Origin of the sequence: Mucilaginibacter sp., from assembly GCF_036568825.1 — a bacterium.
Taxonomy (GTDB): Bacteria; Bacteroidota; Bacteroidia; order Sphingobacteriales; family Sphingobacteriaceae; genus Mucilaginibacter.
On sequence record NZ_DATCRU010000111.1, the window covers coordinates 13,969 to 33,561 of the forward strand.

19 protein-coding genes and 1 pseudogene are annotated in these 19,593 nt (G+C 42.0%); 14 read left to right on the forward strand and 6 right to left on the reverse strand.

Annotated elements, in window-relative coordinates; all coding sequences use genetic code 11:
* Positions 1 to 38: 38 nt before the first annotated feature.
* The 5 genes from VIM89_RS23885 to VIM89_RS23905 all read right to left on the reverse strand — a co-directional run bounded on the left by VIM89_RS23885 (position 39) and on the right by VIM89_RS23905 (position 5,892).
* The gene (locus tag VIM89_RS23885; protein WP_488158710.1) at positions 39 to 2,507 is read right to left on the reverse strand and encodes a YfhO family protein; all 2,469 of its coding nucleotides are present in this window, start codon (positions 2,505 to 2,507) and stop codon (positions 39 to 41) included.
* Between the two features lie 158 nt (positions 2,508 to 2,665).
* Entirely contained in the window at positions 2,666 to 2,950 is a 285-nt protein-coding gene (locus VIM89_RS23890) for a hypothetical protein (protein WP_488158711.1), read from the reverse strand.
* A complete protein-coding gene (locus VIM89_RS23895; protein WP_488158712.1) occupies positions 2,947 to 3,198 on the reverse strand; it encodes a DUF4834 family protein in 252 nt (83 codons plus the stop codon). Before VIM89_RS23895 ends, VIM89_RS23890 begins: the two co-directional genes overlap by 4 nt.
* 191 nt (positions 3,199 to 3,389) lie before the next feature.
* Positions 3,390 to 5,414 (reverse strand): excinuclease ABC subunit UvrB, encoded by a 2,025-nt coding sequence (uvrB, locus tag VIM89_RS23900; protein ID WP_488158713.1) that lies wholly within the window; start codon positions 5,412 to 5,414, stop codon positions 3,390 to 3,392.
* Between the two features lie 343 nt (positions 5,415 to 5,757).
* Positions 5,758 to 5,892, reverse strand: coding sequence for a hypothetical protein (locus VIM89_RS23905; RefSeq protein WP_488158714.1), 135 nt, complete (start codon positions 5,890 to 5,892; stop codon positions 5,758 to 5,760).
* 256 nt (positions 5,893 to 6,148) lie between these two features.
* Between VIM89_RS23905 and upp the strand changes: the two genes are divergently transcribed.
* The 6 genes from upp to VIM89_RS23935 all read left to right on the forward strand — a co-directional run bounded on the left by upp (position 6,149) and on the right by VIM89_RS23935 (position 10,932).
* Positions 6,149 to 6,796: a uracil phosphoribosyltransferase gene (gene upp / locus VIM89_RS23910; protein ID WP_488158715.1), complete on the forward strand. Its 648-nt coding sequence runs from the start codon at positions 6,149 to 6,151 to the stop codon at positions 6,794 to 6,796.
* Positions 6,797 to 6,852: 56 nt separating this feature from the next.
* Positions 6,853 to 7,425: a hypothetical protein gene (locus VIM89_RS23915; RefSeq protein WP_488158716.1), complete on the forward strand. Its 573-nt coding sequence runs from the start codon at positions 6,853 to 6,855 to the stop codon at positions 7,423 to 7,425.
* A 39-nt stretch (positions 7,426 to 7,464) separates the two neighbouring features.
* Entirely contained in the window at positions 7,465 to 8,160 is a 696-nt protein-coding gene (locus VIM89_RS23920) for a YjjG family noncanonical pyrimidine nucleotidase (RefSeq protein ID WP_488158717.1), read from the forward strand.
* Positions 8,161 to 8,168: 8 nt separating this feature from the next.
* The gene (locus tag VIM89_RS23925; RefSeq protein WP_488158718.1) at positions 8,169 to 8,699 is read left to right on the forward strand and encodes a DinB family protein; all 531 of its coding nucleotides are present in this window, start codon (positions 8,169 to 8,171) and stop codon (positions 8,697 to 8,699) included.
* Between the two features lie 252 nt (positions 8,700 to 8,951).
* Positions 8,952 to 9,806 (forward strand): UDP-2,3-diacylglucosamine diphosphatase, encoded by an 855-nt coding sequence (locus VIM89_RS23930; RefSeq protein WP_488158719.1) that lies wholly within the window; start codon positions 8,952 to 8,954, stop codon positions 9,804 to 9,806.
* Between the two features lie 136 nt (positions 9,807 to 9,942).
* Positions 9,943 to 10,932, forward strand: coding sequence for a glycosyltransferase family protein (locus tag VIM89_RS23935; protein WP_488158720.1), 990 nt, complete (start codon positions 9,943 to 9,945; stop codon positions 10,930 to 10,932).
* Here VIM89_RS23935 and VIM89_RS23940 read toward each other — a convergent pair whose 3' ends face one another.
* Complete coding sequence (locus VIM89_RS23940; protein WP_488158721.1) at positions 10,933 to 11,850, reverse strand: glycosyltransferase family 2 protein; 918 nt, start codon at positions 11,848 to 11,850, stop codon at positions 10,933 to 10,935.
* A gap of 224 nt (positions 11,851 to 12,074) precedes the next feature.
* Here VIM89_RS23940 and VIM89_RS23945 point away from each other — a divergent pair, with 224 nt between their 5' ends.
* The 8 genes and pseudogenes from VIM89_RS23945 to VIM89_RS23980 all read left to right on the forward strand — a co-directional run.
* Complete coding sequence (locus VIM89_RS23945; RefSeq protein ID WP_488158722.1) at positions 12,075 to 13,061, forward strand: DUF6427 family protein; 987 nt, start codon at positions 12,075 to 12,077, stop codon at positions 13,059 to 13,061.
* Between the two features lie 45 nt (positions 13,062 to 13,106).
* Positions 13,107 to 13,799: a phosphoribosylformylglycinamidine synthase subunit PurQ gene (gene purQ / locus VIM89_RS23950; protein WP_488158723.1), complete on the forward strand. Its 693-nt coding sequence runs from the start codon at positions 13,107 to 13,109 to the stop codon at positions 13,797 to 13,799.
* Entirely contained in the window at positions 13,799 to 14,542 is a 744-nt protein-coding gene (locus VIM89_RS23955; protein ID WP_488158724.1) for a type III pantothenate kinase, read from the forward strand. Before purQ ends, VIM89_RS23955 begins: the two co-directional genes overlap by 1 nt.
* A complete protein-coding gene (gene bamG, locus VIM89_RS23960; protein WP_488158725.1) occupies positions 14,535 to 15,881 on the forward strand; it encodes a BamG family beta-barrel-assembly machinery protein in 1,347 nt (448 codons plus the stop codon). The genes VIM89_RS23955 and bamG overlap by 8 nt, the downstream gene beginning before the upstream one ends.
* Before the next feature lie 7 nt (positions 15,882 to 15,888).
* Complete coding sequence (lptC, locus tag VIM89_RS23965; RefSeq protein ID WP_488158726.1) at positions 15,889 to 16,470, forward strand: LPS export ABC transporter periplasmic protein LptC; 582 nt, start codon at positions 15,889 to 15,891, stop codon at positions 16,468 to 16,470.
* Between the two features lie 181 nt (positions 16,471 to 16,651).
* The gene (locus VIM89_RS23970; RefSeq protein WP_488158727.1) at positions 16,652 to 18,751 is read left to right on the forward strand and encodes a peptidylprolyl isomerase; all 2,100 of its coding nucleotides are present in this window, start codon (positions 16,652 to 16,654) and stop codon (positions 18,749 to 18,751) included.
* Between the two features lie 64 nt (positions 18,752 to 18,815).
* Positions 18,816 to 19,331: a DUF2480 family protein gene (locus VIM89_RS23975; RefSeq protein ID WP_488158728.1), complete on the forward strand. Its 516-nt coding sequence runs from the start codon at positions 18,816 to 18,818 to the stop codon at positions 19,329 to 19,331.
* A 26-nt stretch (positions 19,332 to 19,357) separates the two neighbouring features.
* Positions 19,358 to 19,593: pseudogene (locus VIM89_RS23980) on the forward strand (DUF3108 domain-containing protein); the annotation flags it as partial.

Genomic DNA, 19,593 nt, shown 5'->3' on the forward strand with positions numbered 1-19,593 from the left:
TTCAAACCCATCGCTATAGCATATTTTCAATTCAAAACTTACGCAGCTTTTTTCTCATCCTCTGGTTTTCTTTTTATACCAGTGTAGATCGCTCCGCCCAGTGCGAGCACTAAAAGGATAGAGCCTGCCAGTGATATTTTCTCGCCAGTGTAATAAGAAGCTGGGTGAAATATAAATTCAATCTTATGATTACCTACCGGAATTTGTGCGGCGCGCAGTACATAATCAGCACGGAAATATGGTGATTCTTTGCCATCAATGTACATTTTCCAGCCTTTATCATAATAGATTTCAGAGAACACAGCAACTGAAGGAGCGGTAGTTCCACTTTGATAAACCATATCATCTGGTGAGTATTTTACAAGTTTGATAGTTCCATTCGGATCATAACCCATCGCTTTCTCGTCGATAATGCTCTTATAGCGTTGATCTACAATCGCTTCATCCTTTGGTGAAAATGCGCTGATCGTTTGCATTTCCTGATCGGCGTCTTTGGCATATTTAACGCTTTTCACAAACCATGCATGTCCGCATGCGGTTTCATTGCGTGTCATACTCAGATTGTTGGTCTTAGGATCAGCAATAATAATGTACTTGGTATTCAGCATGTCCAACACACTATGGTTAACGCTTTTTGAGAATTGCGACTCGATCAGCTCATTATATCGTTTCATCCTGGCCGCTGAATAACCACCAATCGATTTATTAAAGAATGGAGTAATTGCATCTTCCATTATATTTTGTGAAAGATCGAGTACTTTAAAATCAGGGTCAGTGTCTTTTGCAATAAAAGTATCTACCTCACGTGGTTGCGGGGTAGGGTTTTCTTGTCTTTCGGTATAGTATTCGTCTTTTAAGTAGCGTTTATCTACAGTCCACAAATCAACCAGGGTTACCGCAAGTAATAAAATCGATAGCACCAGCACATTGATCTTTCCCTTGAAATATGCCCAAAGAATACCAAAGCCTATTGCAAGGAATATCAGAGTTCTCACCGCATCTGCGCGGGCTGCTGATATACGGTCCTGTACCAAAGCGCTTGCTAAAGCATTGCCCAAACCGCTGTCGCCCCGGGCCATCTGAGTAAGGCTGTCAATCAATTGCTGATGATTAGCTGATTTGAAAGAAAGCAGCAGGTCAGGCACAATGGCGATGATCAGCGTTAGACCACCTGTGATATATAATGCAATTTTAGCCTTTGAAAAGAGAGCTTTTTTATCCGGGTTATCTATAGCTTCTTTGATAGCGAGGAATGCCATGATGGGGAAGCACAATGATGCGACAGCCAGTATGGATTCAACCGCCCTGAACTTGTTGTACAATGGGAAATAGTTAAAGAACAAGTCTGAAATTAACGGAAAATTACCGCCAAACGAAAGCAGCATGGTTAATATAACTGTTGCCAGCAACCACCATTTAATGCGGTTTTTGATAATAAATAGTCCAAAGATAAACAGGAATACTACTATCGCACCAAAATACCAGGGGCCTTCTGTGAACCTTTTATCGCCCCAATAAAGCGGTAAACTTTGTGCGATGTTTTGTGCCTGAGAAGCGTCTGCACCTTTTTCAATCAAGAGTTTTGCGACTTTGGAATCATCGCTTGCCTGTCCATTGGTAGCGCCGCCGTAAGCATTTGGTATTAGAAATGTCAATGTCTCACCTACTCCTTCACTAAACTCATAGGCATAGTCACGAGCTACGCCAGACTTGGCTTCAGTCGTGTTTTTGGTCAGATTTGATTTTCCACGAATCGAGTCACCTGCATATTCGGCAGTACTCCATAAAGTGGATGCGTTAACGGCAACTGCAAGTAAGGTAGCACAAGCAATATAAGTTAATGCTTTTCCGAAGAACGGCAGAGTCTTGTTTCTGATGGCATTAACTAACTCTATTATAAGCAGGATCAGCAGGGCGAGCAGTAAATAATAGGTCATTTGTATGTGGTTGGCCTTAATCTCTAATGAAAGAAAAAGTGCCAATAGAGATGACCCTAATATGAACCGGCCATTCATTACAAGTATAATAGAAGCTACAATCGGCGCAAAAAGAGCAATCGCGAGTTCCTGGTTGACGTGCCCTGCCGCTATATAAATGATATTATACGATGAAAAGGTAAACGCCAATGCCCCGGCTGCCGCGAGCCACGGGTTCAGTTTTAATACAGAGAACAAGAAATATCCACCAAAAAGAAGTAAAAATACGATATAAATAGGCGAAGGAAATACATGATCGAGGACATTAATGGCCTGGTTGGCAATATTATTTGGCCACGGTGCCCAAATCTGGTATGCGGGCATACCACCTAAAATCTGGTTGGTCCAGAGGATTGTGGTATCCCTCTTTTTATAATCGTTGATTTCTTTTTGGGTAGATTGGGCCCGCATCACGTCTCCCTGCCCGAGGGTTTTTCCCTGGAAAGCCGGCGTAAAGAAGAAGAAGCATGCTGCTAAAAATATCGCTGTGATGACAAAATGGACGCCATTTTTCTTGAACCAGTTATTCATTTATTTTTTTGAATGTGATAATATAATCCCCAAAAATAGAAATTTGACTGAGAAAAGGAATTATAATTAATTAGCCGGGAAGTCCGTGTAAGTCGGAAAGTCAGAAAGAAGGTTTCTGCTAAGACGTTGTTTAGCAATTGCTAAATTAAACTGGGATATTAGAACATCAGGAATAATAGCGGCAGTCCCGCAATACCAATGATGTAGGCTATGAGGGAAACTTTATCATAGTCTTCCCAATTGCGGTATATACTGTAGGCATTATAAACAGCCAGCAAACCCAGGATCACCCAAAAGAACCAATGAATATGATGAGTAGAGGAAGTAAAAATAGCTAAACCACCCGCTACAACCACATAATTGGTAGTTATGATAGTAAACGACGCAGGTGTACCAAAGTGCCTGCGTTTAAATACGGTGGGAAGCTCGTTGGGGTCTTTCATTTTATTTCTTCAAAATCTACAAAGTCGCCTTCCGAATCGGGCACCTGTTGTTTGTTTTGCGGGATATAATCCACTTTCACTTTTCCATCAGGCTGGTTTTGCTGACGACGGTATTGTTGTTGCTGCTGACCCTGCTGCTGCGCTTTATTTACCACGCTCTGAAAAAGCATAGGTAACAAGATACGAACAAGGCTGCGTATGATATATAGAACAAGTATAGCTATTAGCAGGAAGCGAATGAAATACATTGAATTACAATTTTGGATTACAAATATAAGCTAATAACGGCTAAAATGTTTGTGTATGATGTGCGGATATGCAAATGTGCTGATGTGCAGATGTTTTTGACAATTGTGTGAAGGTGTAGATATACAAATGTGCAAATGATTTATCTTTATTTTTAACCATTTGCACATCTGCACATCTACGCATTTGCACATCAAAACCGCTCTTCCATCATCTTTTCCAATGCAAACATTTCGTCACGGAGTTTGGCTGCGAGAAGGAAGTCCATATCTTTTGCTGCAGCCACCATTTCTTTTTTGGTATTCTCGATGGCTTTTTTCAGATCGGGCTTGGTCATGTATTGAACTATCGGATCGGCAGCTAAGGAAACGCTGTCTGCTTCAATATATGCTTTTTGTACCCCGCCAACAAAGTCAACAACTGATGTTTGTTCAATGATCGCCTCTCTTGATTTGCCAACGGTTTTAGGGACGATGCCGTGTTCAGTATTATAATTGATCTGCTTTTCGCGGCGGCGGTTAGTTTCTTCAATAGTGATTTGCATCGAATCCGTAATGGTATCGGCATACATAATTACCCGCCCGCGGTCGTTACGCGCAGCACGACCGATGGTTTGTATCAGGGAACGTTCTGAACGCAGGAACCCTTCTTTATCGGCGTCCAAAATCGCTACTAAAGATACTTCGGGTAAATCCAGACCTTCACGCAGCAGGTTAATACCGATCAGAACATCAAATTCGCCCAGACGTAATCCTCTTAATATTTCTACACGCTGCAAGGTTTTTACTTCGCTATGGATGTAACGGCATTTGATACCCAGGCGATCCATGTATTTGGCCAATTCCTCGGCCATACGCTTGGTGAGGGTTGTTACCAAAACGCGGTCGCCCATTTTTACGGTTTTGTCCACTTCTTCGAGTAAATCATCTACCTGGTTAATTACAGGTCGCACATCAATCACCGGGTCAAGTAAGCCTGTTGGACGAATTACCTGTTCAACCACAACACCGCCAGATTTTTCTAGTTCAAAATCGCCTGGAGTGGCGCTCACGTAAAGGGTCTGAGGTGCTAATCTTTCAAATTCCTGGAAGTTAAGTGGGCGGTTATCTAATGCTGCCGGTAAACGGAAACCATATTCAACCAGTGATATTTTCCGTGAACGGTCGCCGCCATACATAGCCCTGATCTGGGGTACAGTTACGTGACTTTCGTCAATCACCATCAAGTAATCATCCGGGAAGTAATCCAGCAAACAGAATGGTCTTGCGCCCGGTTTACGGCCATCAAAAAAGCGTGAGTAGTTCTCGATACCCGAGCAATAGCCCAACTCGCGGATCATTTCCAAGTCGTAATTCACCCGCTCCTCCAGTCGCTTTGCTTCAAGGAAACGTTTCTCGTCGATAAACTGCTGCTTACGCATTTCCAGTTCTTCCTGAATGGCCCAGATGGATTGGGTGAAACGCTCGCGCGGCGCCACATACAAATTGGCAGGGAAAAGTACCATGTGCGTCATTTTCTCCATCGTTTTCCCTGTTGAGGGATCGAAAGAACTTAATTCTTCGATATCATCACCAAAAAAGGAAATACGGTAAGCATAATCCAGGTAGGCAGGGTAAATATCAACCACATCACCTTTTACACGGAAAGTTCCGCGTTTAAAATCGGCAGTTGTACGGGCGTATAATATTTCCACTAAACGGTGCAGGAATGCATTGCGACTAATGCGGGTGCCGACGGCGAATTTGAAAACCGAATCTTTAAAGTCATCCGGGTTACCCATACCGTAGATGCAGGAAATGGATGATACAACGATGACATCCCTGCGGCCCGACATCAAAGCCGAGGTGGTGCGCAAGCGCAGCTTTTCTATCTCATCATTTATCTGCAGATCTTTTTCTATATAAGTATTAGTGGTCGGAATAAATGCTTCCGGCTGGTAATAATCGTAGTAAGACACAAAGTAATTCACCGCATTTTCCGGGAAGAACTGTTTGAATTCGCCATAAAGCTGGGCCGCCAATGTTTTATTATGGCTCAGGATAAGCGTCGGTCTTTGCGTTTGCTCAATCACATTGGCAACCGTAAACGTTTTGCCCGACCCTGTAACACCAAGCAGGGTTTGGTAAGTTTCGCCATTTTGTACACCTTCCACCAGTTGCCTGATGGCTTCGGGCTGATCGCCGGTGGGCTGGTATTGAGAGGTTAATTTAAAATCCATAGATTATTACAAAAATACGAATAATAGTGTGTATGGTTTGCGTGTAAAACATCGGCAGTCGCACGGCAAGCAAATCATCGGTTAAAAATCTTTTAAGCGTTTTCATAGTTTCTGAATGTTTACTCAAAACTATTATGCGCCAATGACAGCCTTATGTCAGCAGTATTTTGCAAGTTATTTAACTGCCTAAAGTTTCACCGACGCTGTCGGCTCCGCTAGCTAGCGGATGGACATCTCTCCCTAAGTGTAGCTACCGTGTAGCCGTATTTTTGGCAAGATTGTTTCTTTGACCCATAGGGTCTACCGCTTTGTAGCCAATTCAAGAAAATAGTTTTTTGCCCCGTTAGGGGTTACCCTTTACCGCATTCTCGGTGTAGAACAATGCAATGCGTTTACCGGTCTGATGGAGGGTAGCCGCTATGCGGCACAAATTACATTCATTATTCTTTACTACAAAGCGGTAGGCCCTATGGGCCATTGCATTTCTGCTTTTTAAATTGTGATTACACGATAGCTAAGTTTAGGGAGAGGACCAATAAATGAAGCCAGTAAAAGCCCCTCACCTGAATTCAGGGGAGGCTGGAAAGGGTAAAAACTTAAATGAATTAAAACATGCAATGCATTTATTTATTGTAGTATTAGAAGCAGATAAAGATTAATAAATTTAAAGAAGCATTTAGTTATTATTGTCAGGCCAACTAATCGCTGATCACCAATCTCTAATCACTAACCCCATGCTCTTTGTACTCAACAAAACCAACACCATAGGCAACCAGTTCTTAGCCGAAATGCGGGATGCTGTCACCCAGCAGGACCGTCTGCGTTTCCGAAAAAACCAGGAACGGATGGGCGAAATACTGGCCTATGAGATCAGCAAAAAGCTGAAATATGTTCAGGTTGAAGTGCAAACGCCGTTGGGAATAGCAACAGTTGAGGTGCCGGAAAATTATCCGGTACTAGGCACTATTCTTAGAGCTGGCCTACCCTTTCACCAGGGATTTATGAACTTTTTTGATAAATCTGCTTCAGCATTTATCACCGCTTACCGGAAGGTGAAAAAGACTGGGGCTTTTGTTATTAATATCGATCATATCTCAGCACCCGATCTGGAGGACAAAACAGTGATCATCTGCGACACCATGCTGGCCACCGGACAAAGTATCGTAATGGTATGTAAGGAACTCATCGCTCAATATAATATTAAAGAACTGCACATAGCCGCAGTAATAGCTAGCACCGAAGGCGTGGAGCATGTACGTGCCAATCTACCAAAAGCACATTTATGGCTAGGCGCTATTGACGAGGAAATGACCTCAAAGGCCTATATCGTTCCGGGGCTTGGTGATGCAGGGGATTTGTCCTTTGGTGAAAAAGTTGGCTGAGAATACATCTAATTCCATTAATTTAGAGCCGTCACTTAAATTCTAAACCTTACAGTATGAAAAAAATACTTCTTTGCATTCTTATCATATCCTGCTCTATAAAAATAACTTACGCGCAGCAAACAGATATAAAGGCGCTGGCCGATTCCGCTGTTAAATCATTCACCTGGGATATTCAAAAAGAAGCAAAAGGGGCAATGATGTTTTTGGATATTCCTTATGATCATGATGGCAAGACCGAATATCTCTCACTTACTGTTGCAAAAGACAAACTAAAAGACAGACCTGCATTTATTTCGGTAATTGTTCCCAGCGGTCTCAATCAATCCAATGGCATCTTTATGGCTTTTGCAAATAGTGTTAAATCAGCATCAGGTGAGCCTAAGTTGGAACTTGTAAAAGGCACCTCCCTGAGATTAAATTTTGAAAGATGTGATGACAAAGATTGCACGGCGAGGATAATTAATGGCTATTGGAATGACAAAGAGGATAATAAGCAAGTAGATGTATTAAAAGACTTTTTTGAATACGATCATGTTTTATTTCTTATTCTTTATAACGACGGTAGCCATAAATCAATTGCGGTGCCTTTATTCTCCTTTAAAAAACAATATAAAACTCTTCCATGAGTTTAATGTAACTCAGCAATAGTACTTTTGCATTCCACAATGAATAAGTACAAACACATCTTCTTTGACCTTGATCATACCATCTGGGATTTTGATAAGAATGCCGAGGAAACCTTGCACGAGTTATATGGCATTTACGGATTAAAGGAATTAGGCCTGCATTCAGCTGATCTTTTCATCGAAACTTATACCCGCAATAACCACCAACTTTGGGCCGAATATCATACAGGTAAAATCACTAAGGATCAACTGCGTGAGGCACGTTTCAAGAAAACATTTTTGGATTTAGGTATGCACCCGGATGTGATTCCTGTAGGTTTCGAGGATGATTACGTGAAGACTTGTCCAACCAAAACCAATCTTTTCCCTGATGCACATGAAACGCTGCAATATTTGCAGGCGAAGTATACTTTGCATCTGATCTCGAACGGTTTCAACGAATCGCAAGGGATAAAGATCAGCAATACCAATTTAGGGGGATATTTTCAATATGTGGTCATATCGGAAATAGTAGGCGCGAATAAACCCGATAAGGTGATTTTTGAGCATGCCATCAATCTTGCGCAAACAACAAAAGAAGAGAGCCTGATGATCGGTGATAGCCTTGAGGCTGATGTGTATGGTGCGCTGAATTTTGGGATGGACGCCATCTATTTTAATCCTGCCGGGTTGGACAAACCGGAAGATGTGCCGGTGCAGATTAATCATCTGAAAGAACTAACTTTATTGCTGTAAGCTTTTATATGAATATCGGAGAAACCCGTAAAAAGATAGAAGAAGTATTGGATATCTACCGCAGCAGGCTGGATACCATTCCCGACGATCTTTTTATGGTGAGGCCTCCCGGTGGGGGCTGGTCGTACTCGGAGGTTTATTGCCATATTTTGCAGGCCAATCTCAGCCCTACCATTGCTGTTGAAAAATGCACGATGAATAGTTGTGTCCCTAACAGGAAGGGGCGGACATTTATAGGACTAATGGTGCTATCATTTAACAGATTTCCGCCGTTCAGAGTGAAAACGCCGAAAGAACTTGCTGAAAGGAACTCGGTACGAAACATTACTAAGGAGGAAGCAAGAAACCTAATTATCAAATGTCGCAAGCGCCTGGAAACCATTATGCCGCTTATCCGCGATGCTTCCAAAAATAAACGCATCAGGCATCCACGTATGGGTATGCTGAATGCCAAACAATGGTTGAAATTTATCCTGATCCACTCCGAACATCATTTAAAGCAACTTGATCGTGTGGAAAAAAAGTTGCAATCTCAATGAAACCTTTTTTATTTAACAGAGTCTTAACGTTCAGATAATTTGAATTGCTGACATTTGTTAAATAACACCAGTATGAATTTCGAGTATGCATATCTGATTGTTGTAGGGTTGCTTTTATTGGTAGGTATGTTCTACGTAAGCCCCTACGAGTTAAGAGTTAATGAAGATGATGACGACGAATAATCGTCACAAAATCCAATCAATCATTCACCGGCGAAAACGACCGGACGGCAAATTATCCCCTCAATTTTAATGGCAAAACGCGAAGTAGATATAGTAGTTATATCCGATGTGCATTTGGGCACTTATGGCTGCCACGCTAAAGAACTCCTGAAGTATTTAAAGAGTATAAAGCCCAAAATGCTGATCCTGAACGGGGATATTATTGATATCTGGCAGTTCACCAAATCGTATTGGCCAGAGGCGCATATGAAGGTGATCCGCCGGATTTTAAAATTTGTGACTGACGGGGTGCCCGTATACTATCTCACTGGCAATCATGATGAAATGCTGCGCAAATTTGCCGATTTTAACCTGGGATCATTAGCCCTGAAAAATAAAGTCGTTTTAACTATTGACGGTAAAAAGGCCTGGATATTCCATGGCGACGTATTCGACGTAACCATGCAGCATTCCAAATGGCTGGCCAAACTGGGTGCAGTAGGGTATGATTCATTGATCCTGCTCAACAGTTTTACCAATTGGATGCTAACCAAACTTGGCCGTGAGAAAATGAGCTTTTCGCAGAAAGTGAAAGCCAAATTTAAGGATGCCGTTAAGTTCATCAATCAATTTGAACAAACTGCTGCCGACCTGGCTGTTGAAAAAGGCTATCAATATGTTATCTGCGGCCATATTCACCACTCGGAGATCAGGGAGATCAAATCTTCAGATAAACCGGGCTCAGTAATCTACCTAAACTCAGGTGATTGGGTGGAAAGCTTAACCGCACTTGAATATAACAATCGCGAGTGGAAGATATTTAAATATGATCCCGCTGACTTTAAAAGCGACCACGACGAGGACGATAAACATGATTCAGAAGACTTAGACGCGAAGCTGGATGTCCGTGTTTTATTAGAGCGCTTTAGGCAGGAAGTTCATTAATGTTTGTTGTAAAGTTGAAAAGTTGTAAGGTTGAAAAGTTCATTTCAACCTTTCTTTATTAATTTGCTCCCGGAAGTTAAGGGTGTGCAAGTTTAACCTTGTAACATTTCAGCTTTCCAACATTCCAACTATCAGAATGAAAATCCTCTACGCTATCCAGGGAACCGGCAACGGGCATATCAGTCGCGCACGTGAAATTGTTCCCTTATTACAGCAATATGGCGAGCTTGATCTGCTCGTGAGCGGTACCGAAGCTGAGGTGTCCTTATCTCAGCCGTTAAAATACCGTTTACATGGTTTTAGCTTCGTGTTTGGCACAAGGGGAGGAGTTGATAAATGGGCCACCTATAAACTAATGAACCTGCGTCAATTGTGGCATGATGTGCATCACCTGCCGTTAGCACAATATGATCTGATCATCAATGATTTTGAGCCAGTAAGCGCCTGGGCATGCCGCGTGCAGAAGTTAGAATCGGTTTCGCTAAGTCACCAGTGTTCTTTCGTCTCAAAGAACACTCCTCGACCAGATAAATGGAACTATGCTGAATGGCTCTTCAAATATTATTCGCCAACCACGCATCATATCGGGTTTCATTTTGAAAGATATGATGATTTTATTCATACGCCGGTAATCAGGAGCGATATCAGGAAACTGGAACCGACGAACCTTGGCCATTATACCGTTTATCTGCCTGCTTATGATGATAAGACGCTGGTAAAGTACCTGGGCCAGGTAAAAGATGTGCAATGGCAGGTATTCTCCAAACGCCAGAAAACACAACAGCAGGAAGGGAACGTACTGATATCGCCGGTGAACAATGAAGCCTTCAATAAAAGCATGGCCAGTTGTGAAGGACTGCTCACTGGCGGCGGCTTTGAAGGCCCAGCTGAAGCAATGTTTCTGAAAAAAAAGGTAATGATGATACCGATGAGCGGGCAATATGAGCAGCGATGCAACGCCTTGTCTGCGTCTAAATTAGGCGTGCCTGTTATTCATACGATTGATGATGATTTTGTTCCTCAACTCAACCAATGGATACAAAATGGCAAAGCGGTTGATGTTAACTTCCCTGATGAAACTGCTCATATTATTGATAATATGATAAAGCGTTATGCAAAACACTAATCAGGCGTCCAGGTATTCGTAGGATTCTGCCCGTTTATTGTTGTCTCTCGATTTTTGTACCTCTCCTGTTTTGGAAAGAAGGTTGAAGAATAAACGCATATTTTCTTTTAGGAGGTCGAACTTTAACCTCTTGATCTGATTTAAGGAGAACTTCAGGAAGAAGTAAGATACTTTTGCAACGCAAAATGCCAATGAGCGGTTAATGTTTGTTAACGATGCCAGTTGCGAAGCATAAAAAGATTTTAACTGCTGCATTTCGGGTACTACTCTTTCCTGGCGGTCATGATAAGCTATTGAATCCATCATTACGCCGATTTTAAATCCGTGAAAACGGACGCGGCTTAGATAGTCGCCATCTTCGCCATAGTGAAAAAAGATCGGATCAAATACACCCACTTTCATCAGGCAATCTAAAGAAATCAGCCAGAAAGCCGCCATTACAAAAGATACATCATGAATCGTCTTCCCCGATTCAAGGTAGGTGTCTGTGACGCATTGTCCCAGTACAATGTCTTTAAATTTTTTATCCAGCCCCGTGCCACTGCCGTTCTTCTGCTGAGGACTTAGTACGCCATATTCCGGATGATCGATGTGGAACGAAACCAACTTGCTGATCGTATCCTGTTCAACATATCCATCCTGGTTTAGTAAAAAAACATAATCCGCATTGTTTTTGAGCGCCTTTTTTATGCCGATGTTATTTGCTCTGCCAAAACCAAGGTTTTCGTTAGTTTGTATCAAGTCGATGTTGGGATAGTTACTTCTGATGAAGGTCGCAGTTTCATCAGTTGAACAATTATCGACAACTATTATATTGATCTTGATATCGGATTGAAGAACATCACGGAGGCACTTATCGATCCATTTCATGCCATTGTAGGTAACAATGACCACGTAAATGTTGAGCGGACTTTTCATAGGTTATAGCTTAGGGGTATTTTAAACTATCTATACTTTACCTAAAGGTTAAATTGTATAAATATTTGATTAAATTAATTAGTGAACTGTTGGATTAACACTCGGTTGAGTATACTGTTTTAATATTCTCAAAATATGCCCGCGTCCGAAATTACATCTTTTATCGGTCTGATAATAAACGTAAAGAGTTTTTCTGTTATTATTGCTGAGAAATCCCCAAATGCATGATCAGGCTGTTCAGATCTTTTAGTCCGGTAAATATTGTCTGGCTGGCAGTTTTCCTGTTTTTTATGCGTGTTGGGTTTGCTTTTCAGCTTCCTGAAAAGACAGGATTTCCATTTAGCGAGTTGTTTTCGAGGCTGTTATTGCCTGTGTCTTATCAAACTACCATACCGCCGGTTATCAATCTGTTTGCAGCAAGTGTAATGGTATTTATCCAGGCTATACTGATCAACCTGTTGGCGAACGAGCACAACCTGTTAGGAAAATCAACCTTTTTACCGGCGTTCATGTATATCACGGTGTCGAGCTTGCTGGTTCCATTCCTGATGCTCAGTCCACCATTGGTTTGCAATTTCCTGCTGATATGGATGCTGTATAAGCTACTGAACCTTTATAAAGGCGAAGCCGCAAAATCTATATGCTATGACCTGGGGATGATTGTAGCGGTAGGCACTATGATCTACCTGCCATTTATTTATACTTTTCTGATAATCTGGATCGGCTTGGCTATTTTCAGGCCTTTCGACTGGCGCGAATGGATAGCCGGAGTAATTGGGTTTATTACTATTTTCTTCTTCCTGGCTGTATTTTATTACCTGAATGATAAGCTGACAAATTTTTTCGAAATATGGAAACCGCTTGGTAACAAATTCCAGGTTCATTTCGATATCAATTATTATAACTACCTGGTGCTTATACCGGTTATAGTTGTACTGGTGTTATCAGCATTAAGGCTGCAGCAGAACTTTTATAAAAGCTATGTGCATATTCGCAAATCTATTCAATTGCTGTTCTTCGTTTTCCTGATAGTTGCTCTCTGTTTTTATATCCGTGCCGATTTTCACGTCGATCATTTCCTGATGTGCGCCGTGCCTGGATGCATCTTTGTGGCCTATTATTTTTTGTATGCCAGCACCCGCTGGTTCTACGAAAGCCTGTATATTTTGCTGCTTGCCAGCATTATTTACTTTCAGTTTAACACTTTTTAACTTTTACATTCGTTCAAATTTCTCAGGTTATATTAGTTTTGTACCATGAAGTTTGGAGTTGTTATATTTCCGGGTTCTAATTGTGATGAGGATATCATCTACGTATTAGAAAAAATTATGGGTCAGCAGGTTGTACGCCTGTGGCACAAAGACCACGATTTGCAGGGTTGCGATTTTATCGTGCTGCCGGGTGGTTTCTCATTTGGCGATTACCTGCGTTCAGGCGCTATCGCACGCTTTTCTCCAATTATGCAGGAAGTGATCCAGTTTGCAGCTAAGGGTGGTTATGTGTGGGGTGTTTGCAATGGTTTCCAGATATTAACTGAGGCAGGTATGTTACCAGGCGCATTGCTGCACAATACCAACAGGAAGTTCAATTGCAGCAATATTCATATGGTGGCGCAAACCAATAATTCATTGCTTACAGCTAATATTGATCCGCAGTGTGCATTAAAAATACCTATTGCACACGGCGAGGGTAATTATTTTGCAGAGCCGGATGTATTGAAGGCATTGAACGATAATGACCAGGTATTATTCAGATATACAGATGAGTCGGGTAATATCGTTCCGGAAGCTAATCCTAATGGTTCATTAGAAAATATTGCGGGCGTATGTAATGCTGGTCGTAATGTATTTGGTATAATGCCGCATCCTGAGCGTGCAGCTGATACAGTATTAGCTAACCAGGACGGACTTGCCATTTTTGAATCGATATTATCATTGGTTAAAGCCTGATGGCCAACCTGGTTATTGATATTGGGAATACCCTGATAAAAATTGCAGTCTTCGCACAGGATGAGTTGTTGTATACCACAGGATACTCATCCCTTGATGCCGATGCTCTTTTTAATATAACTGATCAATACCAGGTAAACAAAGCCATCATCTCATCGGTAAGAAAAGAAGCCGAAAGCTGGAGTGCCGCATTAGAGAAGAGGATTACTGTGCAGTATTTCAATGTGGGAATGACGGCGGGCATACACAACCAATATAAAACCCCTCAAACACTTGGTCCTGACCGATTGGCAGCCGTTATTGGTGCTAAAAAATTGTATCCGGGTAAAGGAAGCCTTGTGATCGATGCGGGAACAACCATTACTTACGACTGGGTAGACACTGAAGGGAATTATTTTGGCGGCAGTATATCACCGGGGTTGAATATGCGTTATAAAGCATTGAATTATTATACCGGTAAGCTGCCCCTGGTTGAAACGGACGCTGAATTTGCAAGTTACTATGGTGACGATACAATGTCAGCTATAAAATCAGGGGTGCAGAACGGATTAAAATATGAATTGACGGGCTTTATTGAAAGCTACAGAAAAATAGAACCGGAACTGAACATAATACTAACCGGAGGCGATAGTTATTTTTTTGATACTGTATTGAAAAATAGCATCTTTGCCCCCTATATTAAAAACGAGCCATACCTGGTTCTTGAAGGATTAAATGCAGCTATACAAAACAACAATGATTAAATTTACCAGGCTACTTTTTACATTTCTATTTGCTGTTATTGTATTGAATGCAAGCGCACAGTCAACCGCAACCACAAGTTCTCCTTATTCACGCTATGGAATAGGCGATGTCAGCGACCAGTTGTTGCCGCAAAATATAGGTATGGGGGGGATATCAACCGCAACCAACGTTATCGGGGGATATAATAGCATTAACGTTTTGAACCCCGCAGCATACGGAAAGATCAATTTAACCACAATCGACATAGGTGGTGCCGCTGATATATTGACGCTAAGCAAGCTTGGGTATCCTGATGCACGCAATACCAGCGCCAGGCTGAGCCATCTTTTGTTTGCATTCCCGGTTAGCAAGAGCTCAGCATTAAGCTTTGGTTTATTACCTTACAGCCAGGTTGGGTATAGCTACAAACAGACTTATAATCGCCCTAATCCAAATCCGACTTCGCCTGCCGATACCAATGCTGTTACTGTGACTTCATCTGGTGAAGGTGGCTTATCAAAAGCATACGTGGGTTATGGTGTTACTCTTTTTAAACATTTATCAATCGGTGCAAACTTCTCCTATCTTTTTGGAAGTATAAAGAATGACCAATCTACCGAAATACCAGGTTTATACGGCGTGCTTAACTCCCGCAGCGAATTAGATGATCATGTTAAAGGAGTGAATTTTGATTACGGAGCGCAGTATACCATCGATTTCTCTGAAACCAAACACCTGGTTTTAGGATATTCGGGATCTGCCGGGAGCAAGCTTAATGTAACAACCAATTACATCGTGAGTCAATACACCCGCGACGCTACAGGAAATGAGAATAATGCGGCCGATAGTTTGGTTAATCAACAAAACGAAAGCGGCAAAATCCAGCTTCCGCAAATCAACCGGTTTGGTATCTCGTTTGCGAACGAAGGGAAATTTTTGGTAGGCGCCGATTATACGATGGGAAAGTGGTCCAGTCTTTCTATATCGGGGGTAAATGCCGGTTTGCAGGACAGCAAATTGTTTAACGTGGGTGGGCAATGGACCCCTAATGTAAACGCACTGAATAATTTCTTTGCATTGATAGATTATCGTTTAGGATTTATTTATGAACAAACCTATCTGGGGCAAAATGCATTGGACGTGAACGGCGCAAATTTAAAAAGATATGCGGTAACTTTTGGTTTGGGTATCCCATTACCACATGACCGTGCATCAACAGCATTTTATAAAATAAACTTCTCTGCAGAAATTGGTCAGCGCGGGCAATTGGCCAATGGCCTGGTAAAAGAAAACTATATCAATTTACACCTGGGCTTTTTGCTGAACGACAGATGGTTCCAGCGGTTTAAATTTGAATAAGCCTGCCATGATAAGGGCAAAACAGATAGTGAACTTATTTTTGCCGGTTATTGTAATTGCCGGCCTTGCTCTTTTAACGGGTTGCGAGAATGACCTGAAGGATATTCAAAAAATATCAGCTGCCGAAGTAAACAAACCAATCGAGAAATATACCGATGTCGATGTGATCTACAGCGACTCCGCTAAGGTAAAAGCACATATGACGGCACCTGTAATGATCAACTACAAGGTGAAGAATCCTTACACCGAGATGCCTAAAGGGGTAAAAGTCATTTTTTACGATAATGATCTGCAGCCGAAGAGTACGATAACTGCCAATCAGGGAGTATACCGTGAAAAGGAAAAAGTGATAGAGCTGCATAAAAATGTAGTGGGTACAAATGCCAAAGGGGACACATTCAGTTCGGACGAATTGATATGGGATCAAAATAGCAAGCAAATACACTCAAATCAGCCCGTACATGTGAAACTGGCTGACGGCAGTATCACCGATGGTACCAGCTTTGTAAGCGACGAAAACTTTAACCACTGGACCATGGAACAGGGCAAAGGCATTATTCATGTTAACAGTCAGGATATTGGTCAATAGCCTCACCTAAATCCTCTCCAAAGGAGAGAACTTTAATTTTGTTTGAGATTTAATTTGCCATTTTTAACCCTCTCCTTTGGAAAGGGTAGGTGAGGCTAAATTTTTGTGTTTATTTTTTTGCTAAAAGTTGTATCTTGCGCGCTCTTTTGAATAATTAGAAATATTATATAGATAAGAATATATGGGTGTAATGACTTATTTGCGCGAGCGCATGGGCAAGATCGTTGCTTTCGGCATCGGTTTCTCACTATTGGCGTTCGTAGGTGAAGAGGCGGTTCGATCAGGCAGTTCTATTTTCGGCAGTGACCGTAATACGCTGGGCGAGGTTGCCGGAGAGAAAATAGCGTATGATGACTATTCTAAACGCGTTGAACAAAGCGAAGCACAATTTAAACAACAATCTGGTCAGGCAAATCTGAACGCACAGTTTACTTCTTACATACAGGAGAACGTGTGGAACCAGGAAGTAAGCCAGATTATCCTGAATAAAGAGATCGAAAAATTAGGTCTGGTTGTTAGCAGCGACGAAGGTGCCGCAATGATCAATGGAAATAATCCCGATCCGCAGGTGGTACAGTATTTTGGCGACCCGGCTACAGGTAAAGTTGATCAGGCCAAATTGAATAATTTCAAAGCCAACCTTAACGCAGCTAAAAAGGATGATCCGATACGTGTACAATGGGCGCAGTTTATCCAGCAGTTACGCGAAAATAAATTAGGTCAGAAATACATGAGCCTGGTAAACAACGGTCTTTTTGTAAATGACCTGGATGCCAAGGATGACTACGAAGCGAAAAACAAGTTGTCGAACTTTAAATACGCAACTTTGGATTATGCCTCAATCCCTGACAATAAAGTAACCCTTACTGACGAAGATTATAAAAACTATTACGACGAGCATTTGTCGGAATTTGATAATAAACAGGAACTAAGAAGCTTTGATTATGTAAGCTTCAATGCTGCTCCTACAAAAGAAGATTCTACAGCTGTAAAAGACCAGGTAGAGAAATTGCTGCCTTCATTTAAAGCGAGCACAAACGATTCTCTTTTTGTTCAGGTAAACTCAGAAACAAAAACTCCGATTGCCTTCAAACGCAAGGGTCAGCTAGGCGACCCTAAACTGGATACGGTTATGTTTGGTGCCGCAAAAGGATTTGTATATGGTCCATATTTCTCTCAGGGCAGCTACAAAATTGCCAAGTTGGTTGATTCACGTGTGAGCCCTGACTCGGTAAAAGCACGTCATATCCTGATCGATGCAAGCAAAGTTGGCGAGAAAAGGGCCCTTGCAACAGCCGACTCTTTGAAAAAATTGATCGAAGGTGGTAAGTCATTTGCCGATCTGGCTAAAATGTATTCAATTGACAAATCTTCGGGTGAAAAAGGCGGCGACTTAGGCACATTCGGTCGCGGTGCAATGGTGCCTGCATTTGAGGATGCAGTTTTCAGCGGAAGAAAAGGCGAATTGAAAATCGTAACCTCTCAATATGGTGTTCACCTGGTTGAGATACAGGATTTAAAAGGTTCATCACCGGTTGTTAAAGTAGCTGTAGTTGATAAACCTGTAACTGCAAGTGCAAAAACACAGCAGGCGGCTTATGCAAAAGCCCAGTCATTCCTAAGCTCCCTGACAAAAGATAACTTTGATGCAGAGGCCAAAAAAGCAGGCCTTGCCAAGAAAACAGCACCTGATGTAAATGCATTAACTTCAGCTTTGCCAGGATTGGACAACACCCGCGAACTGGTAAGATGGGCATTTAAAGCTAACAATGGTGACTTCGGCGACCAGGTATATGTAATCGGCGATCAGTATGTGATCCCTATCCTGACTGCCATTAAGCCAAAAGGCAAATTGTCGCTTGATGCCGTTAAGAAACAAATAGAGCCTGCGGTGCGCATCCACGTAAAAGCAAAACAACTGATTGAAAAATTAAGCGGCGGTTCATCTATTGACCAGGTTGCTCAAAAAGCAGGTACTAAAGTAGTTCCGGTTCAGAACGTGGTATTTGCTAACCCTGTGATCCCTGGTTTATCATTGGAATATAAAGTAGTAGGTACTGTATTCGGTTCGCAGCCAAATAAATTATCGAAACCGATAGAAGGTGCGCATGGCGTATATGTAGTGGTACTGGATAATTTCATTAATCCTGCACCGCTTGCCAACGCGATCAGGCAGAGAGAGCAAATTGCACAGGCGCTGATGCAGCGTTCTCAAGGCCAGCTCTTCGAGGCCCTGAAAGATAAGGCGAATGTAAAAGATTACCGCTCTAAGTTCATGTAAGATATTTTAAAGTAAATTTGTAACCGGGATGGCTTAGCTATTCCGGTTTTTTATTTTTAAAGCGATGGGTATCCAGGAAAACATAGTGAATAAAGTAGCACAGAGTGGTTTAGTAACCCTTGACCCCGCTTCTTTTTATCCGCAGGGCGACAGGGTGGTGTATGATATAAAAGATAACCTGTATATGGAACTGATCCTGAAAGAAAAAGACTTCAGGGAGTTTGTGAAAAACCATGACTGGACACAATACACAGGCAAGAACGTAGCGATTACCTGTACTGCCGATGCGATTGTGCCTGCCTGGGCCTATATGCTCATCGCAAACCGTATGGCGCCTTATGCCCGTGAGGTTGTTTTTGGCGATGCTGTTGTGTTGGAAACAGTACTATTTGAAAAAGCAATGTCCGGTTTCGACGTTGAGCAATATCGCGACCAGCGTGTCGTTATTAAGGGGTGCGGAGACACGGATGTGCCTGTATCAGCGTATGTTGAGCTGACAAAGAAGCTAACGCCGGTTGCAAAAAGCATTATGTTTGGCGAGCCATGCTCCACCGTGCCGATTTATAAACGCAAAGACTAAATGACATTTTTTTTTAAAAGCAGCGAATGAGGAAATACTTATTGTTAATTCTGGCATGCTGCTGCCTTCAAAATCTTTTTGCCCAGGAACTTAATAGAATAAATGAAGTCACTTTTAAAGCAGGCGAAAAGCTGAGCTATAAGATGAAGTATGGTTTTTTTACAGCAGCCGAGGCTAATATTCGGGTAGAGGAAAGCCCTATCCAGTTTGATAACAAACCGGCTTTTCATATTATCGCCGAAGGCAAGACCGCCGGGACCTT